The 15907-nt window shown below is 52.7% G+C and carries 16 protein-coding genes; 12 read left to right on the top strand and 4 right to left on the bottom strand.

From position 1 onward, the window contains the following. Nucleotides 1-50: 50 nt before the first annotated feature. The 5 genes from KQX66_RS22585 (at nt 51) to KQX66_RS22605 (ending at nt 4441) form a co-directional block, all read left to right on the top strand. Entirely contained in the window at nt 51-986 is a 936-nt protein-coding gene (locus KQX66_RS22585) for a helix-turn-helix transcriptional regulator (RefSeq protein WP_216795065.1), read from the top strand. A 77-nt stretch (nt 987-1063) separates the two neighbouring features. Continuing rightward, complete coding sequence (locus KQX66_RS22590) at nt 1064-1321, top strand: zinc ribbon domain-containing protein (RefSeq protein ID WP_216795066.1); 258 nt, start codon at nt 1064-1066, stop codon at nt 1319-1321. Nucleotides 1322-1519: 198 nt separating this feature from the next. After that, entirely contained in the window at nt 1520-2209 is a 690-nt protein-coding gene (locus KQX66_RS22595; RefSeq protein WP_216795067.1) for a lysoplasmalogenase family protein, read from the top strand. Nucleotides 2210-2247: 38 nt separating this feature from the next. Continuing rightward, complete coding sequence (locus KQX66_RS22600; protein ID WP_253957364.1) at nt 2248-3786, top strand: aldehyde dehydrogenase family protein; 1539 nt, start codon at nt 2248-2250, stop codon at nt 3784-3786. A 31-nt stretch (nt 3787-3817) separates the two neighbouring features. Then, nucleotides 3818-4441, top strand: a complete 624-nt coding sequence (locus KQX66_RS22605; RefSeq protein ID WP_216795069.1) for a sterol desaturase family protein — start codon at nt 3818-3820, stop codon at nt 4439-4441. A 27-nt stretch (nt 4442-4468) separates the two neighbouring features. Here the strand turns inward: KQX66_RS22605 and KQX66_RS22610 are convergent, their stop codons facing one another. Both KQX66_RS22610 and KQX66_RS22615 read right to left on the bottom strand, forming a co-directional pair. After that, nucleotides 4469-5350, bottom strand: coding sequence for an EamA family transporter (locus KQX66_RS22610; RefSeq protein ID WP_216795070.1), 882 nt, complete (start codon nt 5348-5350; stop codon nt 4469-4471). Between the two features lie 226 nt (nt 5351-5576). After that, the gene (locus KQX66_RS22615; protein ID WP_216795071.1) at nt 5577-6050 is read right to left on the bottom strand and encodes a MarR family winged helix-turn-helix transcriptional regulator; all 474 of its coding nucleotides are present in this window, start codon (nt 6048-6050) and stop codon (nt 5577-5579) included. Between the two features lie 158 nt (nt 6051-6208). On the opposite strand from KQX66_RS22615, the gene KQX66_RS22620 reads away from it, so the two are divergent. The 4 genes from KQX66_RS22620 to KQX66_RS22635 are packed head-to-tail and all read left to right on the top strand — an operon-like array spanning nt 6209 to nt 9697. Beyond that, a complete protein-coding gene (locus tag KQX66_RS22620; protein WP_253957365.1) occupies nt 6209-6844 on the top strand; it encodes a biotin/lipoyl-containing protein in 636 nt (211 codons plus the stop codon). Nucleotides 6845-6882: 38 nt separating this feature from the next. Then, a complete protein-coding gene (locus tag KQX66_RS22625) occupies nt 6883-8523 on the top strand; it encodes a DHA2 family efflux MFS transporter permease subunit (protein ID WP_216795072.1) in 1641 nt (546 codons plus the stop codon). Between the two features lie 50 nt (nt 8524-8573). Beyond that, on the top strand, nt 8574-9101 hold the full coding sequence (locus tag KQX66_RS22630; RefSeq protein WP_216795073.1) for an NAD(P)H-dependent oxidoreductase: 528 nt from the start codon (nt 8574-8576) through the stop codon (nt 9099-9101). Between the two features lie 35 nt (nt 9102-9136). Then, the gene (locus tag KQX66_RS22635; protein WP_216795074.1) at nt 9137-9697 is read left to right on the top strand and encodes a hypothetical protein; all 561 of its coding nucleotides are present in this window, start codon (nt 9137-9139) and stop codon (nt 9695-9697) included. Between the two features lie 391 nt (nt 9698-10088). Here KQX66_RS22635 and KQX66_RS22640 read toward each other — a convergent pair whose 3' ends face one another. Beyond that, nucleotides 10089-11024, bottom strand: a complete 936-nt coding sequence (locus tag KQX66_RS22640) for a RidA family protein (RefSeq protein WP_216795075.1) — start codon at nt 11022-11024, stop codon at nt 10089-10091. Nucleotides 11025-11490: 466 nt separating this feature from the next. Here KQX66_RS22640 and KQX66_RS22645 point away from each other — a divergent pair, with 466 nt between their 5' ends. Beyond that, on the top strand, nt 11491-13515 hold the full coding sequence (locus KQX66_RS22645; RefSeq protein ID WP_216795076.1) for a methyl-accepting chemotaxis protein: 2025 nt from the start codon (nt 11491-11493) through the stop codon (nt 13513-13515). A gap of 255 nt (nt 13516-13770) precedes the next feature. Beyond that, a complete protein-coding gene (locus KQX66_RS22650; protein ID WP_216795077.1) occupies nt 13771-15045 on the top strand; it encodes an MFS transporter in 1275 nt (424 codons plus the stop codon). Nucleotides 15046-15100: 55 nt separating this feature from the next. On the opposite strand, the gene KQX66_RS37855 is transcribed toward KQX66_RS22650, so the two are convergent. Beyond that, complete coding sequence (locus KQX66_RS37855; protein WP_054975248.1) at nt 15101-15337, bottom strand: TM2 domain-containing protein; 237 nt, start codon at nt 15335-15337, stop codon at nt 15101-15103. 305 nt (nt 15338-15642) lie between these two features. Here KQX66_RS37855 and KQX66_RS22660 point away from each other — a divergent pair, with 305 nt between their 5' ends. Continuing rightward, entirely contained in the window at nt 15643-15846 is a 204-nt protein-coding gene (locus tag KQX66_RS22660; protein ID WP_010495688.1) for a cold-shock protein, read from the top strand. The last annotated feature ends 61 nt before the right edge of the window (nt 15847-15907 follow it).

The following is a 15907-nucleotide window of genomic DNA, read 5'->3' on the forward strand; positions in this document are numbered from 1 at the left end:
GCTGCTATGAGGGAGAGTCCGAGTAAAGAAAGGCTGGGACGGTCTTGCGTTTGGAACGGATACTTGCTGTTTTGATGCTGGTGGTCAACAGGAGAAGAATATCGGCCGCGGAGCTCGCGGACAAAATGGAAGTTTCGGTCCGTACCGTCTACCGGGATATCGAGACGTTGTGCCAAGCCGGTTTCCCGATCGTCGCCTATCAAGGGGCCGGGGGCGGTTTTGCCGTCATGGAGGGCTATCGGCTGGAGCGGAACGCGCTGACGTTCGAGGAAATCGCCTCGGTTATTTCGGCGCTGAAAGGGATGACGAAGACGCTCGACGATGCGCGTCTTGGAACGACGCTGGAGAAATATACGAGTCTGCTCACCGACAAGGAAAAAGAAACCGCCCGCTTCTGGCAGGAGCGGCTCGTCATCGATATGAATCCGTGGGGGGCGGACGGCGCGATGAAGCGGAAGGTCGCCCTGATTCGGGAGGCGCTGCAGAAGGAGGTGACCCTCCGCTTCGCCTATACTTCGAACAATAGGATGACGACCGATCGTGAGGTCGAGCCGATGACGCTTTTGCTCAAGGGCGCAGCTTGGTACTTGTATGCGTATTGCCCGCTTCGCGGCGATTTTCGCATGTTCCGGTTGTCGCGCATGACTCAAATGGTGGTGACGGATCACCCGTTCGAGCGCAGAGAGCAGGCGAGCCTGGAAGAAAAGGACTTGGAGCAGATGTGGAATAGCGGCTCCCGGACGGTGACGATGGTACTGCGCTTCGCGCCTGAGGCGAGAGCCCGGGCGGAAGAGTTTTTCGGCATGGAGGAAGGGCAATCGGGAGAGGACGGTTACTTGACGGTTGTGCAGACGTATCCCGAGGACGAGTGGGTGTATGGTTTTCTGCTCAGCTTCGGGGACCAGGTTGAAATCCTCGAACCCGAGCGGCTGTGTGTGCTCATCCGGGACCGCGCGGAGCGCATCTGCAAGATGTACGGGAAATGAAAAAATAACATGACAAACTGTTGTCAGAGTTAGGGGTGTATGCTGTAGCTATTCCCAATCAAATGGAGGTTGTCAAAATGGACAAACAGTTTTGTCAAAGCTGCAGCATGCCCCTGAACGCTGCTGAGGATTTCGGCACGAATGCCGACGGAAGCCGCAATGAAGAGTACTGCACCTACTGCTATCAAGGAGGGGCCTTCACCTCCCCGGACGCTACCGTGCAATCGATGATCGAGGAATGCGTTCCGCATGTGGTCGAAGGTCAAGGTATATCGGAGCAGGAAGCCCGCGAAATGCTGAATCAATTCATCCCTTCGCTCAAACGATGGGCGTAACAGACTGACGTTCCGGTACCAAAGCCTTTCTTCATCAGGTCGCAAAAGGAGCCGCCGTCGTGCTCTGCGTTATTCGCAGGCGCGTCTGCGGCTTTATCTTTTTGCCGGCCGGGCCATTCTTCTTGATCGAACTGTCAATGAAATGATGGAAAATGGCATATATAGGATATAGAATGGATTTAGATTTGGAGGGGTACGATGGGGATTGCGTTGGTGCAGGTTGTTCTTTTTGCATGGGGCCTATGGATGGCCAGGCGGAGAGCGGCAAGCGGAGAGGACGGTCTTATCCTCCCGCTGTGGGCACGAGTGCTGCTCAGCCTCTCGCTGGTTGCGGCAGCGCTGGTGATTTGGCGATCCGATCCTGCTTCGCCTTATGGCGAATGGGTGTTTTGGGGAATGCTGATGTCATTCCTCGGCGATCTGTCCATGGCCGGCGTCATTCCTTGGCCACAACGGCTAATTGGCGGCATGCTGACCTTCGCGGTCGCGCAGAGCTTCTATATGACGGCCTTTATTCAAATGATGTCCGCTAGCGGAGGGGCTGCGGGAGGCCGTGGATTATGGATCGGTGTGGCCGGCTACGGCCTGCTGCTTGTTGTCGGATGGCTGTTCTTCATTCGAAATCCCCGCAAGCAAGCCATCCTTAATTATGGAGCGCTTGGATACGGATTATGGGTCGGCGGAATGGCCTGCTTTGCTCTTGATCTGGCCATGATGCTAGGGGGAGTCTGGTGGCTGACGGCTGTCGGCGGGCTGATCTTTGTCCTGTCCGATCTGCTGATCGGCGTGACGGATGTCGGGGGATACCGAATAAAACATAAAGAAATATGGATCTGGTTCACGTATGTCGCCGGACAGATGGCGATTATTTACGCCGCGGCAGGATGATGTTCGGTGAATAAAATATTTTGTAGCGAAATGGAGCGATGGTGGTGGTGTGGAGAGCGGTAAATCCTGCGACTGGAGAAGAAGGAGAGGAAATTCGGGCAACGCCGCTGGAAGCGGTGGACCCAATGATGCAAAAGGCGAAAACAACTTCGGCCCGGTGGCGGCAGACGCCGGTAGCGGAACGATTGACGTATTTGCGGCGGATTCGCTACTACATCACGGAACATTTTGAGGAATGCGCGGAGCTAATTGTTGAGGCAACCGGGAAGCCGCTCGTGGAAGCGGCAACGCACGAGCTGTTTATCGTGGCGGATGCGATCAAGCATGTGGAAAGTTGCGCAGTCAAGACGCTAAAAACGCGAAAAGCGAAAACACCGCTCACCTTGTTCGGAAAGCAATCCGCGATTTCCTACCACCCCCGGGGTGTCGTTCTTGTAATTGCGCCGTGGAATTTTCCGTTTCAGCTTGCGATGATACCTGCGTTAAGCGCATTAACAGCCGGCAACAGCGTCATTATCAAGCCTTCCGAGGTAACGCCGCTTGTAGGGAAATTGATGGAGCGTATATTCGCGGCGGCGGGATTTCCCGAAGGGCTTGTGCAAATCGCTCATGGGGATGGAACGCTGGGAGCCAGGCTTATTGAGGCGGAGCCGGACTATATTTTCTTCACGGGCTCCGTGCAAACCGGCGCCCGGATTCAGCAAGAAGCCGCGAAGCGGCTCATTCCGACCACGCTTGAGCTCGGCGGCAAGGACCCGATGATCGTCTTCGCCGATGCGAACCTTGAACGGGCCGTGCGAGGAGCGGTATGGGGATCGCTGGCCAACAGCGGGCAAGCGTGCATTTCGGTGGAGCGAATCTATGTCGAGCGGTCCGTCTATGCCGACTTTACTGCGCGACTTAAGCAGGAAGTCAGCCGGCTGCGCCAAAATGGAACCGAGGACACGGACCTGGGCTCGATGACCTTTTCGAAGCAGGTGGATATCGTTAGCGAACATGTGCGCCATGCGCTTGCGGAAGGGGCCGAGCTGGAATGCGGCATTCATCCCGAGCAATGGCGACTCACGCAGGGCTTGCAGGTGCAGCCTATCGTACTGACGCAGGTGAATCCGCAGATGAAGGTGATGCGTGAAGAAACGTTTGGCCCCGTCATGAACGTCATGCCTTTTGACCATGAGATGGAAGCGGTCGAGCTGGCGAACGATTCCTCTTTCGGTCTGAACGCCAGCGTCTGGAGCCGGGACTTGACCAAGGCCCGCCGCGTCGCCGACCTGCTGGAGTGCGGCGGCGTGTGTATTAATGATGTAATGGTCACGATCGCGAATCCGTACTTGCCTTTTGGCGGGATAAAGCGCAGCGGAATAGGCCGCTACCATGGGGAAGAGGGACTCACGTTGTTTTGTCATCAAAAGGCGGTCGTGCTGGACCGCGGAACGAAACCGGCGGAAGTTAACTGGTTTCCTTATGCGGGTAAATATCCGGTCTTCGGGCGTCTGATTAAAAGCTGGTACGGTTCCCGGAGAAGCCTGCTTGGTTTCATTCGGGCGTACCTTGAGCTGATGCGAAAATCCAAATAAGCGAGCCGGGCAGCGGCAAGGGGGACGCGCGATGAGACCCTATATCAAAGAGTTTTTTACCCATGTTGATATTTGCGTGATGTGCGTATTGCTGGTGGCGGGGTGGACGGTCATTTTGCCGCATGCGAATGAGGGGACGATATGGCTGGCTCTCGTCATCGGCATGGCCGGTTATGCGTTGAGCGAATATATGATTCATCGCTTTTTGTTTCATATGAAGCCGCCGAAGCATCCCCTGTTGCTTGCCATGCTCCGCCGCCTGCACTATGACCATCATATTTACCCGACCGAACTGCACCTGCTGTTCCTTCCTGTCTGGTACAGCCTCCCGGTCATGGCCGGACCGGCGCTTATCGCTTACTTGATGACACGGGATACGTTGCTGACCGTCTCTTTTGTGACGGGAGTGATCAGCTTCCTGCTTTACTACGAATGGACGCATTTTGTCGCCCATCGGCCTATCAAGCCGATCACGCCCTGGGGGCGCTGGATGAAGAAAGTGCATCTCTGGCATCATTATAAAAGCGAACATTACTGGTACGGCGTAACCAACCCGCTGTTCGATGTCATGCTGGGCACCTTCCGCGACGAGCAGCAGGTGGAAAAAAGCGAAACGGCGCGCAATCTGGAAGGAAAAGCGGATTCGCGGCTTTAGAGCGCGATTAGCCTAGGCTCTGAAGCATTACAGCTTGTTCGAATTTTCAGATCGAAGGTTACTACTAACAATCCCGCCTAAAATAATGGTCACTCCAATCCACTGAGGCAAGCTTATTGGTTCAGCCAGCACGAAAGAGGACATGGCAATGACAACCGGCAGTTCGGATGCTGTCAGAATGGTTCCGAGTCCTGAACCAACATGCGGCATTCCGATGGAAAACAAAAGGGGAGGAAGGACGACCCCGAATATACCCAGTGCTAATCCATAAGGAATCAACCCCATGAATACATCCAAATCCAATAAAAACGATGGCGGGAATACGATAAATACGGTGAATACACCCCCCGTGGAAAGAAGAGCACTTTTTAAAATGGGAGGGGCTGCTTTTTCAACAGAGCTACTCAAAAAAACGAATGAGGAAAACGTTAATGCAGCAAGCATTCCCCAAAAGCTTCCCAACCATGACAACGCCATGCCTTCCTGAAACAGTACATTGGCAGCCAAAACGGACCCAATGAGAAGCAGCACAATGGAAGTAAGCTTACGCTTTGTCGGCCTTTTCTTATGGAACAACCACTCCAGCAGGGCTCCGATCCAAACAAACTGAAACAAAAAAACAATGGCCAGCGAAGCGTTTAGAGTTTGTAAGGCTTGATAATAAAATATACCTGTTAGCCCAAATGGAACTCCAGATAGAATAAGTTTTGAAGTTTGGATACGAGTTAGTTTTTTCTTTTTGGTAAATACAACAACAAGCCAAGTAAGTACAGCTCCGAAAAAATACTGCCCTCCGGTTACTGCTGACACGGTAAAACCTGCTGTATAAGCCAATTTAACAAATGTAGACAATATCCCGTAACAGCAGCCTCCCAAAAAAACAATCAATGCATAGTGCCATAACTTCATAATAATCCTCCTTTTTAAATGCAAAAAGCCACACAAATGACCAGTAAGGCCTTTGTGTGGCGAAAATAGAGATGTATCTCCAGAAAAGTCCACATTATCCCAAATAGGTTTTAGTATTCCGTTTCGGTAATAACCGTATAACAACCTTTGGTCGTTGTCAATTGCGAATACGGCAAAGCTTAGCAGAATCCCGTAGCCGGCAATGCAGGGGTGCGAAAAGAAAACATTACTCCCGTTCCAGCTTCAGGGCGAGCTGTTCGGTAATTTTGTCGATCATGGCGAAAAACTGCGTCTTCTCCTCGTCGCTCAGCGGTTCAAGCATATCGGCAAGCAGCTGCCGCCGAATTTCCATGGCGCTCTTCACGAAGGCAGCGCCTTGTTCCGTGAGCGAAATCCGTACGGTGCGCCGGTCCGCGTCGCTGCGCAGACGGACGATGAAGCCGTCTTCCTCCAACTGATTTAGCGCGATCGTCGTTGCGCCGGAGGAAAGCTGCAATCGCTTGGCGATATCGGCGACCATGCAGTTTTGGTTATGGTAGATGGTCTTAAGAATGTAATATTTCGTATTGTTCATCCGCCAATGCGGCTCTTTGAGCTTTTGCTCGATGAGCTTCATTTTGTATTTCAGGAACGTTTCCGTCATTCTGTTCATCGAATCGAATTCATGGGCAGACGTATCCGGAGGCTGGTTTGCGGGCATGAGGCTTCTCCTTACTTGGTTCAAAATCGGTGATAGATCAAGTATACCGGATTTTATTACTAATTGTGTTCCGTTTTTTTCATGCTAAAGTGGTTTTATTGCAAAATTACTTTATAACAAAGTAATTAACATATTAAAATAATGGAGGAGAAACTGGAATGAAAGGTCGCATGTTTGCAGCCAATATTATTGGCGTTGTTCTTATTGTATTGTTAGCCTTCGGCGGATTTTATTATTACGATCAGTCGTCCAAATATATCAAGACCGAGGATGCCCGGGTTGCGGGCGATGTGATTGCGGTATCCGCCCCGGCAGCCGGTACACTATCGTCCTGGAGCGGGAAGGAAGGCGGGGTCGTCGCCAAAAACGGCAACGTCGGACAAGTGGCAGAAGGCTCGAAAACGGTGAACGTCGCTGCCCCGATTGACGGTACAGTCGTTAAAAACCAGGCCAAGGAAGGCCAAATGGTGCAGCCCGGCCAGCCGCTGGCGCAGCTTGTCGATATGAAGAACCTGTACGTGACGGCCAACCTGGACGAAACCGACGTGAAAGACATTGCCGTCGGCTCGACGGTGGACATTACGGTGGACGGCGATGCCGGCACGACGCTGAAAGGAAAGGTCGAGGAGATCGGACATGTGACGAACTCCGTATTTTCTTTGCTGCCTTCCGCCAATACAAGCGGGAATTATACGAAAGTCACGCAGAAGGTGCAGGTTAAAATCTCGATGACCAACTATTCGGATTCTGTCCTGCCGGGAATGAACGCTACGGTTAAATTGACGAAAAAATAATGGGTTATTTCTAATATCTTATAAAGAAAGGAGCTGCAATGATGGCTTCTCCGACAGAAACGAAGGATAACCGGGGCGGCTTGTCAGGTTATGGGAGCTTATTGACGGTGCTGATGCTGGGCTTGTTCCTGGCGATTCTGAACCAGACGCTGCTGAACGTCGCACTCCCTCATTTGACGGCCGACTTCGGCGTCAGCACGAGTACGGTGCAGTGGTTGCTCACCGGCTACATGCTGGTGAACGGGGTTCTGATCCCCTTGTCCGCGTACTTGATTGAACGGCTTGGGGTGCGCCGGTTGTTTTTGATCGCGATGCTTTCCTTTACGGCAGGGGCACTGATCTGCAGCCTTGCTCCAAGCTTTCCGGTCATGCTGACCGGACGTCTGATTCAGGCGATCGGCGGCGGCGTTCTGACTCCGCTGGTGATGAGCGTCATCTTGTTTATTTTTCCGCCGGAAATGCGGGGGAAAGGCATGGGGCTGTTCGGGCTCGCGATGATGTTCGCGCCGGCGGTCGGACCGACTTTGTCGGGATGGATTGTACAAAATTACGACTGGCATTGGCTGTTTACGGGAATGATCCCGTTCGGCGTGTTGGTGCTTGTCATTGCTTTTTTCAAGCTGAAAAATATCGAAGAGCCTAAAAAAATCAAGCTGGACACCTTCGGCACGGTCACCTCGATCTCCGGGGTAGGGCTTCTCTTGTACGGGCTTAGCGAAGCCGGGTCCAGAGGATGGACGGATACCGTTGTCTTGTCCTGCATCGTTGCCGGATTCGTTCTGCTTATCGCGTTTGTTATTCAGCAAATCCGTTCGGAAAACCCGATGCTGGATATGCGGGTGTTCCGCTACGGCGTCTTTTCGCTGTCGACCGTGATCAACGTGTTCGTCACGGCCAGCATGTTCGCGGGCATGATTCTTCTGCCGCTTTATTTGCAGAACCTGCGGGGCTTTACGCCGCTTGATTCCGGATTGATGATGCTGCCGGGGGCGATCGTGATGATGATCATGTCGCCAATCTCCGGAACGCTGTTCGACAAGATCGGTCCGCGCCCGCTGGCGGTCATCGGAATGATCATTACGACGGTGACGACGTACGAATTCACGACGCTGACTTTGGATACATCTTACGGTTATATTGTTGCCATTTATATGGCGCGTTATTTCGGGATGTCCCTGTTGATGATGCCGATCATGACGGCGGGGATGAATCAGCTTCCGCGGGAGCTGAGCAAGCACGGGACGGCGATGTCCAATACGCTGCGCCAAATCAGCGGTTCGATCGGGACAAGCTTGATTACGACGATTTTTACCAATCGTTCGACCGCACATTATGCCGCCTTCACGGACCGGATGGATACGACGGACCCGACCTTCATGGATTCCTTCAATGCGCTTGTCAACCGGATCGCCACGGTGGCGCACCTGCCGCTTACCGAAGCGAAAACGCAAGCGGCAGCGGCACTGGCCGGACAAGCGAAGCTGCAATCGACGGTGATGGGGATTAACGACGCCTTTTTCTGGACGACGATCATTTCGGTGGTTGGGCTGGGCTTGAGTGTATTCTTGCGCGATGTGAGAAAAGATAAGCCAAAGCGGAGTCTGCTTGCGCCCGAGGAGACAGGCGCGCGTTCGACGGAGGTTATTCTGCTCCCGTCGCCGGGACAAACGGCGCAATAAATAACGAATGAATCTGGAAGGGAAACGGTTTGGACAAGGAGGGGATCAAGGTGAAACTATATATCGTATACGATAGCGAAGGCGGACATACCGAGGCATTGGCGCACGCCATTGCGGCGGGAGCCGCCCTCGTCGAGAACGCCGAGGTAGAGGTGCGCAGCGTGCAGGAAGCGGACATCAGGACTCTACCGGAGGCGGATGCGATTATTTGGGGCTGTCCCGGGCATTTCGGAACGATCAGCGCCGGGCTTAAAGCATGGATCGACAAGCTCGGCTATTTGTGGGCGCAAGGGAAGCTGATCGATAAAATCGGCGGCGTGTTCTGTACGACGGCGACGGAGCACGGAGGCCTCGAATCGACGATGGTCAGCCTGATGACGCCGATGCTGCATCAAGGCATGATCGTTGTCGGTCTGCCCGGCAATCTTCCGGAAAACGCTACGTACGGCTCGTATTACGGCGTAGGCGTGACGTGCCCGATCGATAGCGAAGAGCTGCTTAGCGGGCATGGCGAACAGTTGGGTCGGGCCTTCGGAAAGCGGATCGCCGAAGTGACGCGGAGATTTGTGCGTTCTTAAGCGGATGACTCAGGCGGACGGAAGGAGGTAGCGAGATGACCGTTCCTGTCATTTGCATCGCAATAGCCGTCATTCTGGTTATTGCTCTCATCATGTATAATATGCGATCGATGATGTCCTCGCCGGTCCCCCGGAGCGAGCGGCAATTTCCCGGCCATTCGGAGGAGGCGCCGGGGAAGGGGCCGCAAGCGGAAGCGCCCGCGGGTCCGGCTGTGCAAGAAGCCGTGGCGGCGAAGCGCCCGCCGGCGGAGCAGAAGCGCGGACCGCAGCCTTCGGCGCCGCAGCGGCCCGAGGCGAATCAGGAGAGAGCGGAGGCCACAACGGTCCAAGTGCCTCCGAAGGCGGAACAGGAAGCTGAGGTGCGGGCGGCGGCGCAGAAGCCCATAGCTCAATCGGGCCGGGAACGTACTCCTGAAGCCGCCGATGCGGAAGCCGCGCGGACTTCGGCCAAGCTGGCCGATCCGGAATATCGTCAGGCGCTCCGCGGGTTTGCCCAACCGGCAAGGCCCGCGTCGCCGTCCGGGAAAGCCGGCGAAGCTCCTATGAAGGACGATGACTTCCGTACGGCGCTGCGATCGATGCACAACAAGAAGTAATGATATGATACGGAAAAGACTTCACTTACCTTGGGTTTTCGCATGGGCGTTCCGAGGGGAGGAAGTCTTTTTTTGCGCGTGGAAGTCAAACCAATTACCAATTCCAAGCCCCGTATCTGGGTGAATTTCAGGGGTAGGCACCTAGTTATCCACGGAGTTATGCACATAATAAACAGCTTATCGACGGGAAAATTAACCCTAGGGGCTTATTATTATTCACATATTCACAAAAAAGGTTATGCACAGCGTGATTTGGAAATTTCGCTTCCATGGGTATGATTATTTGGTATTCCAATATTTTCAATACCCCTTAAAAAAAGCCCTCCGCCTTGCCATAAAGGCAAAGCAGAGGGCGGTCTTCCGTCAGATTACGCAGAAAGGCTTGTACGGATTAGTGGTTCCCTTTTTTTAGCGGAGCGTAGAACGTACCTTCGACTTCCGCGATATCGTCCTGATTCAGCCGGTCGACTTCAATAATCGTCCGCGGAGGGTATGGCCCCTTGCCCCACAGCTCTTCCTGGATCTTATTGACGATCGGACGGTATCTATACATGTCGGTGACATAGACGACAAGCCGTGTCGCATCGCGGAGCGTGGCGCCTTCGGATTCGGCGATCAGCTTCATATTGAGGAACGCTTGCCGGATGCGGCCTTCTTCGTCCGCTATGAGCTTATTGGTCTTCGGATCGATGCCCCGCATGCCCGCGACGTAGATATTGTCCCCTGCGCGTGTGCCGAGGTTCCACGGTCCGGTCGGTTGAATTGCGCCTTCGGGGGACAGCGTTTTGACGCCGTTCGGCGAGATGCTGTCTTTCTGCGGAGCGTAGAACGTGCCTTCGACTTCCACGATGTCGTCCTGATTCAGCCGGTCGACTTCAATGATCGTCCGCGGAGGATAAGGTCCCTTACCCCACAGCTCTTCCTGAATCTTGTTGACGATCGGACGGTATCTGTACATATCGGTGACATAAACGACAAGCCGTGTCGCATCGCGAAGGGTGGCGCCTTCGGATTCGGCGATCAGCTTCATATTGAGGAACGCTTGCCGGATGCGGCCTTCTTCGTCCGCCACGAGCTTATTGGTCTTCGGATCGATGCCCCGCATGCCTGCGATATACAGATGATCCCCGGCCCGGGTTCCGAGATTCCACGGTCCGGTCGGCTGAATCGCGCCTTCGGGAGATAAGGTTTTTACTCCACTGGGGGATACGGCGGTATCCGAAGAGGCCCACGCCTGCATGCCGACGGCGGCCCCAACAAGTTGCAGCGCAAGAAAGCTTGAAATCATTCGCCGATACGTTCTTCCTCTTTGTGGTTTCGTATTCATTCGAGCTCCTCCTATGTAGTGATTCTTTTTGCCGTTACCCTCCTCGTTTGAGACACGGATTCCCAATTTTCGCCGGCTTACGGTGACCATCTTTAGAACTATGACTTTGGTTGGGATGCTAAGCTGATGAACTGGACGACATTGGTTTTCTTGATGGTAACCGCTTCTCAACGAGGAGGGGTGAAATCAAAGAGAATATACCATAATTATGCATGTTATTGAAGTTAATAATTTAGAACTAAACCTATTTTTTGCCATAAATGATCGGTATTATATCGTTTTCTAAAGAAATGGAATGTATATTAATACAATAATTAGAATATATATTCTTTTTGTTGTTTTGGAAACGTTATTACAAAAATATCCGCCATAAGACCTAATAATCTAAGGGCCTGCTGCCGAAATAAAAAAGAGTCTTCTATTTTTGGGACAAAAGAAAGAGATAAAACGGGTAGGAGGAAACAGCGTGAATCCACAGCAGAAATCGCAATCGAAACAGAAGTTACAACCAAAACTGAAACTGAACCTGCGCCTGGTAATGTCGATTAAAAATCGGCTGATCCTTGCGTTTTTGGCAGTCTTGCTTTTGCCAACCGGTGCCTTGGGGTATTTTTCATATCAGAAAGCGGAGAAAGATATTACCGAACAAATTTTGAGAAATACGAAACAGAGCGTGGACTCCGTCAATCAACAGACGACCAAATTAATTACAACCAGCTTGGAGGACTTGAATTATCTTGCACAAACCGTGAACAGCGGAATGGTGAACGGCGAGAAAAGTCCGGAGCTTCGAAGAGTGCTTGATCCGATAAAAGCGGTTAAGAAAGAATACGATCATGTCCAATACGCAACCAATGACGGCAAATTGCTGAATTCTCCGCAGCAAACTTTCGCTGCCGGGTTTGATCCGAGAGACCGCCCGTGGTACAAGAACGCCCTGGCCAAAAAAGGAGAGGCTCTTGTCAGCAGTCCGATCATCAGTCAGGACGGGAAGGTTATCGTGGTGCCTTCCAAAGCGACCGAGGACGGGTCCGGGGTAGTCAGCGTCGTTCTGAGCTTGACTAACCTGTCCCAACAAGTGAATGCGATCAAAGTGGGGGAGCAGGGGTATGTTACCATCCTGGATCAGGGATATAAATATCTTACCCATCCGACCCTTCCCATCGGGACCGAGAATACCGAATCGGTCGTTGCCCAAATGAAGGAGCAGGCCGAAGGAATCGTAGACTACGTATCATCCGAAGGAAAGCGAAAAAAAGCCATCTTCGAGACGAACGAGTTAACGGGATGGAAAATCGTGGGGATCATGGATTTGGATGAAATTGCCCAGGCTAGCCGGGGGATTTTCCAAACGACGCTTATTATTATGGTCATCGCCGTGCTGCTTGGGATGCTGCTGGTATTGGGGATTATCCGGTCGATTCATCGACCGTTGAACCGCTTGATGACCGCAACGGAAAAGATCGCCTCCGGCGATTTGCGTGAAGAGGTGGCAGTCACTTCGAACGACGAGTTGGGCATGCTGTCGGCCGCGGTGAATAGGATGACGGTCAATTTGCGCCATCTGATCGGTCAAGTCGGCTCCAATTCCGAACTGGTGGCTTCGACCTCGGAGGAATTATCGGCAAGTGCGGAGCAGACGCGAAATACGGCGGATCATATCGCTAGTGCCGTTCAGGAAATCGCCGCGGGCGCGGAACGGCAAGTAAGCAGTGCGACGGAACTTACTCAAGCGATGGGCGAAGTGTCCCAAGGGATGGATAAAGCGGCGGCGTCGATTCAATCCGTATCCCAATTAACGGTTGCCACGAACAACAAAGCAAGTAATGGGAATACTGTCGTGATTAAAACGGTTGAGCAGATGAACCTGATTCAAGAGACTGTCAGCCATACGGCCGAAGCGGTGAACCAATTAGGCGATAAAATTAATGAAATCGGCAATATCGTGACTTTAATTACGGAAATCGCGGGTCAAACCAACCTGTTGGCGCTGAATGCGGCGATTGAAGCGGCACGGGCCGGCGAAAACGGAAGAGGATTCGCGGTCGTTGCCGGTGAAGTTCGCAAACTGGCGGAACAGTCCGGCGCAGCCGCAGGTCAAATTCGCGAGCTCATTCAACATGTTCAGGCGGAAGCGGAAAATGCGGTCCGATCGATGCATGACGGTACGGAGGTTGTCAAAGAAGGGATCAGCATGGTTCATTTGACCGGAGAGACGTTTAAGGAAATCGTGGCTTCCATCGAACAAGTGGCTGCCGAAGGCATGGAGGTCGCTTCCATCGTATCCCAAGTGAATGCGAACGCACAAAGCATGGTCGAAAAAGCCAACGATGTGGCCGGCATTGCCGAACAATCGGCCGGCAATACGCAAAGTGTCGCGGCGGCAACGGAGCAGCAGAGTGCCTCGATGGAAGAGGTGTTCGCTTCCGCGGAGGCGCTTAGCAAGATGGCGCAGGAGTTACAAGATGTGATTGGCAAATTTAAACTGTAGCAGACAGGACAGAAAGAGACCCACAGCAACGGGCTGTGGGTCTTAAGGTTTTATATATTAAAAAGGGGGTCAAGGATTATTATAGCCGGCGAACATTAAAGAACGATGAAAATTATATTTCATTTATATTACAAATCTGATAAATCGGAATAATGCAACGACAGGCACGCATAAGGGTATAGGAAACAAACCAGCAGAAACATTTGTGGCAGCGTTTACATTGAACTCTATGCCGAAAGGGGAACAGTACCTGCCATGAAAAAATATGTGAATTCCCCGAACGCGTTCGCTCTGGGCATGCTCGCCATGATGATCCCGACTCAAGCGTTCAGCGCGTTCTACAGCTACTACTACGTGGAGAAGCTGGGTCTTGGCGTAGGGCTTGCCACGCTTGCAAGAACGATTTACTTGATCTGGGATGCGCTTAACCAGCCCTTGTTCGGCTATTTATCCGACCGGACGCGCAGCCGCTTCGGACGGCGCAAGCCGTGGATCGTAGGCGCGGTTCCGTTGTTCATGCTGACGTTCGTTATGGTGTTTGCCGTCCCGGACGGCTTGTCCGGCTACAGCTTGTTCGCCTGGTTTCTGATCGCGCTCGTGTTGTTCGAGAGCGTCTCTGCCATTCTGTGGGTAAACTACGGCGCTTTGTTCCCGGAGCTGTTCCGGGGCGAGCGGCTGCGGGCCAAAGCATCCGCCATTCAGCAGGGCTTTCAAATCGCCGCCATCCTTATCGGCTCGGCGCTGACGCCGGTATTATTTGCAGCAATGGGCTTCGGACGAATGGCGCTTGTGTATGCCGCTGCTTTTGCCGTATTCATGCTGCTGTGCGCCGCGACCGTAAGGGAAAGCGAGGAAGCCCGCCAAGAACCGCCGCTCCGGCTGCGGGAAGCGTTCTGCGAAACGCTCAAAAACCGCGTTTTCTGGTTGTTCAATCTGGCCAACTCGTTCGCGCAGACGGTGAACGGGCTGATCGGATCGATGATTCCGTTTTATGCCAAATACGTACTGCGCATCCCGGAATCGCAAGTCTCCCTGCTGCTTGCTTCCGTATTCGTGTCGGTCATTCCGCTGGTTGCCGTGTGGTATTGGATTGTTCGCAGACTGGGAGCGCTCCGAAGCTGGCGGCTTTCCTTGGGTGTGTACGGGCTGTCCGTCATTCCGCTGTGGTTCGGCAGCCATTTGGCGGGCGGCATCGCGGCAGGCGTTGCGGTCGGGTTCGGCTTGGCGGGCTTTCTGGTGACGCCGCCCGTGCTTGGAAGCCAGATCATCGACCGGGACTTCGAGCAGACCGGACGCCGGAGAGAGGGTGTCTATACCGCGGTCGGCGGCTTTATTACGCGTTCGAGCGGCTTGATCTCGGCGTTGGCGTTCTGGGTGGTCGGGTTGCTGTTCGGGTATGTGAGCGGGGAGCAGCCGGGGCCTGATCCGCAGGGCACGTTCCGCTTTTTGATCAGCGCCGTTCCTTTTTGTTTGCTGGCGGTGTCGTTTCTAATTGCTTCCACCCTCCAATTCCCGGACAAGCGCGAATGAAAAAAACTGCCGCGCATCAGCAGCAGTTTCCGGGGTAAATATGAGGCGATGGAAATTAATTCTTGATAGGTCTGCCATCGGAATCGGTAAAACTCCCAACGGCGATCATGATAAAATCAATCAATGTCCAGATACCGAAGCCGCCCAAGGTAATCAGCATCAGGATGCCGGTTCCGACCTTGCCTACGTAGAAGCGGTGAACGCCAAGCGATCCCAAGAAGAAAGCCAGAAGCAGCGCGGCTACAAAGCTTTTCGGACTCTTGTGTTGATGTTGCGGTGTAGTATAATCCACAGTGATTCCTCCATTAACAACAGTAAATTTTGAAATGCTCATTTGTATCTATCGGCAGGCGCTTATCCAAAAGTTAGTTTTCTTTTCTAAATAATTCTTAATAATTGCAGCTTATTTTTGCCGGCGGCGATATTTGCCTTTACGTACGGAATGTGGTAAAATGAAATAAATGTTTATAAATGAAACCGGAATTCACATATTGAAAAAGGTGACATTTTTTACATGATACTTTTTTCAATGTGTGAATTTTTTAATTTTGGTTAAAAATGAGCATATTAAATTTATTAATTGTGGAGGTCACACCCATGCAAACAGGTACAGTAAAATGGTTTAACGCAGAGAAAGGCTACGGCTTCATCGAAGTTGAAGGCGGCAGCGACGTATTCGTGCATTTCAGCGCGATCCAAGGCGAAGGCTTCAAGTCCCTGGACGAAGGCCAACGCGTTGAATTCAACGTTGTTCAAGGCAACCGCGGACCGCAAGCCGAGAACGTTGTAAAAGTTTACTAAGCAGCAAGCCCGCTTCTAACGCAAGTTAGGGGCGGTTTTTCTTTTAGTATTGAGATCGGAA

Origin of the sequence: Paenibacillus oleatilyticus (assembly GCF_018998565.1) — a bacterium.
GTDB lineage: Bacteria > Bacillota > Bacilli > Paenibacillales > NBRC-103111 > Paenibacillus_G > Paenibacillus_G oleatilyticus.

Excerpts from the sequence above, each read along its gene's own strand:
- KQX66_RS22605 (WP_216795069.1), top strand. The coding sequence starts at position 3,818 with ATGAGACCCTATATCAAAGAGTTTTTTACCCATGTTGATATTTGCGTG.
- KQX66_RS22620 (WP_253957365.1), top strand. The coding sequence starts at position 6,209 with ATGAAAGGTCGCATGTTTGCAGCCAATATTATTGGCGTTGTTCTTATT.
- KQX66_RS22640 (WP_216795075.1), bottom strand. The coding sequence starts at position 11,024 with ATGAATACGAAACCACAAAGAGGAAGAACGTATCGGCGAATGATTTCA.
- KQX66_RS22600 (WP_253957364.1), top strand. The coding sequence starts at position 2,248 with ATGGTGGTGGTGTGGAGAGCGGTAAATCCTGCGACTGGAGAAGAAGGA.
- KQX66_RS22610 (WP_216795070.1), bottom strand. The coding sequence starts at position 5,350 with ATGAAGTTATGGCACTATGCATTGATTGTTTTTTTGGGAGGCTGCTGT.
- KQX66_RS22660 (WP_010495688.1), top strand. The coding sequence starts at position 15,643 with ATGCAAACAGGTACAGTAAAATGGTTTAACGCAGAGAAAGGCTACGGC.
- KQX66_RS22635 (WP_216795074.1), top strand. The coding sequence starts at position 9,137 with ATGACCGTTCCTGTCATTTGCATCGCAATAGCCGTCATTCTGGTTATT.
- KQX66_RS22625 (WP_216795072.1), top strand. The coding sequence starts at position 6,883 with ATGATGGCTTCTCCGACAGAAACGAAGGATAACCGGGGCGGCTTGTCA.
- KQX66_RS22650 (WP_216795077.1), top strand. The coding sequence starts at position 13,771 with ATGAAAAAATATGTGAATTCCCCGAACGCGTTCGCTCTGGGCATGCTC.
- KQX66_RS22590 (WP_216795066.1), top strand. The coding sequence starts at position 1,064 with ATGGACAAACAGTTTTGTCAAAGCTGCAGCATGCCCCTGAACGCTGCT.
- KQX66_RS22595 (WP_216795067.1), top strand. The coding sequence starts at position 1,520 with ATGGGGATTGCGTTGGTGCAGGTTGTTCTTTTTGCATGGGGCCTATGG.
- KQX66_RS22615 (WP_216795071.1), bottom strand. The coding sequence starts at position 6,050 with ATGCCCGCAAACCAGCCTCCGGATACGTCTGCCCATGAATTCGATTCG.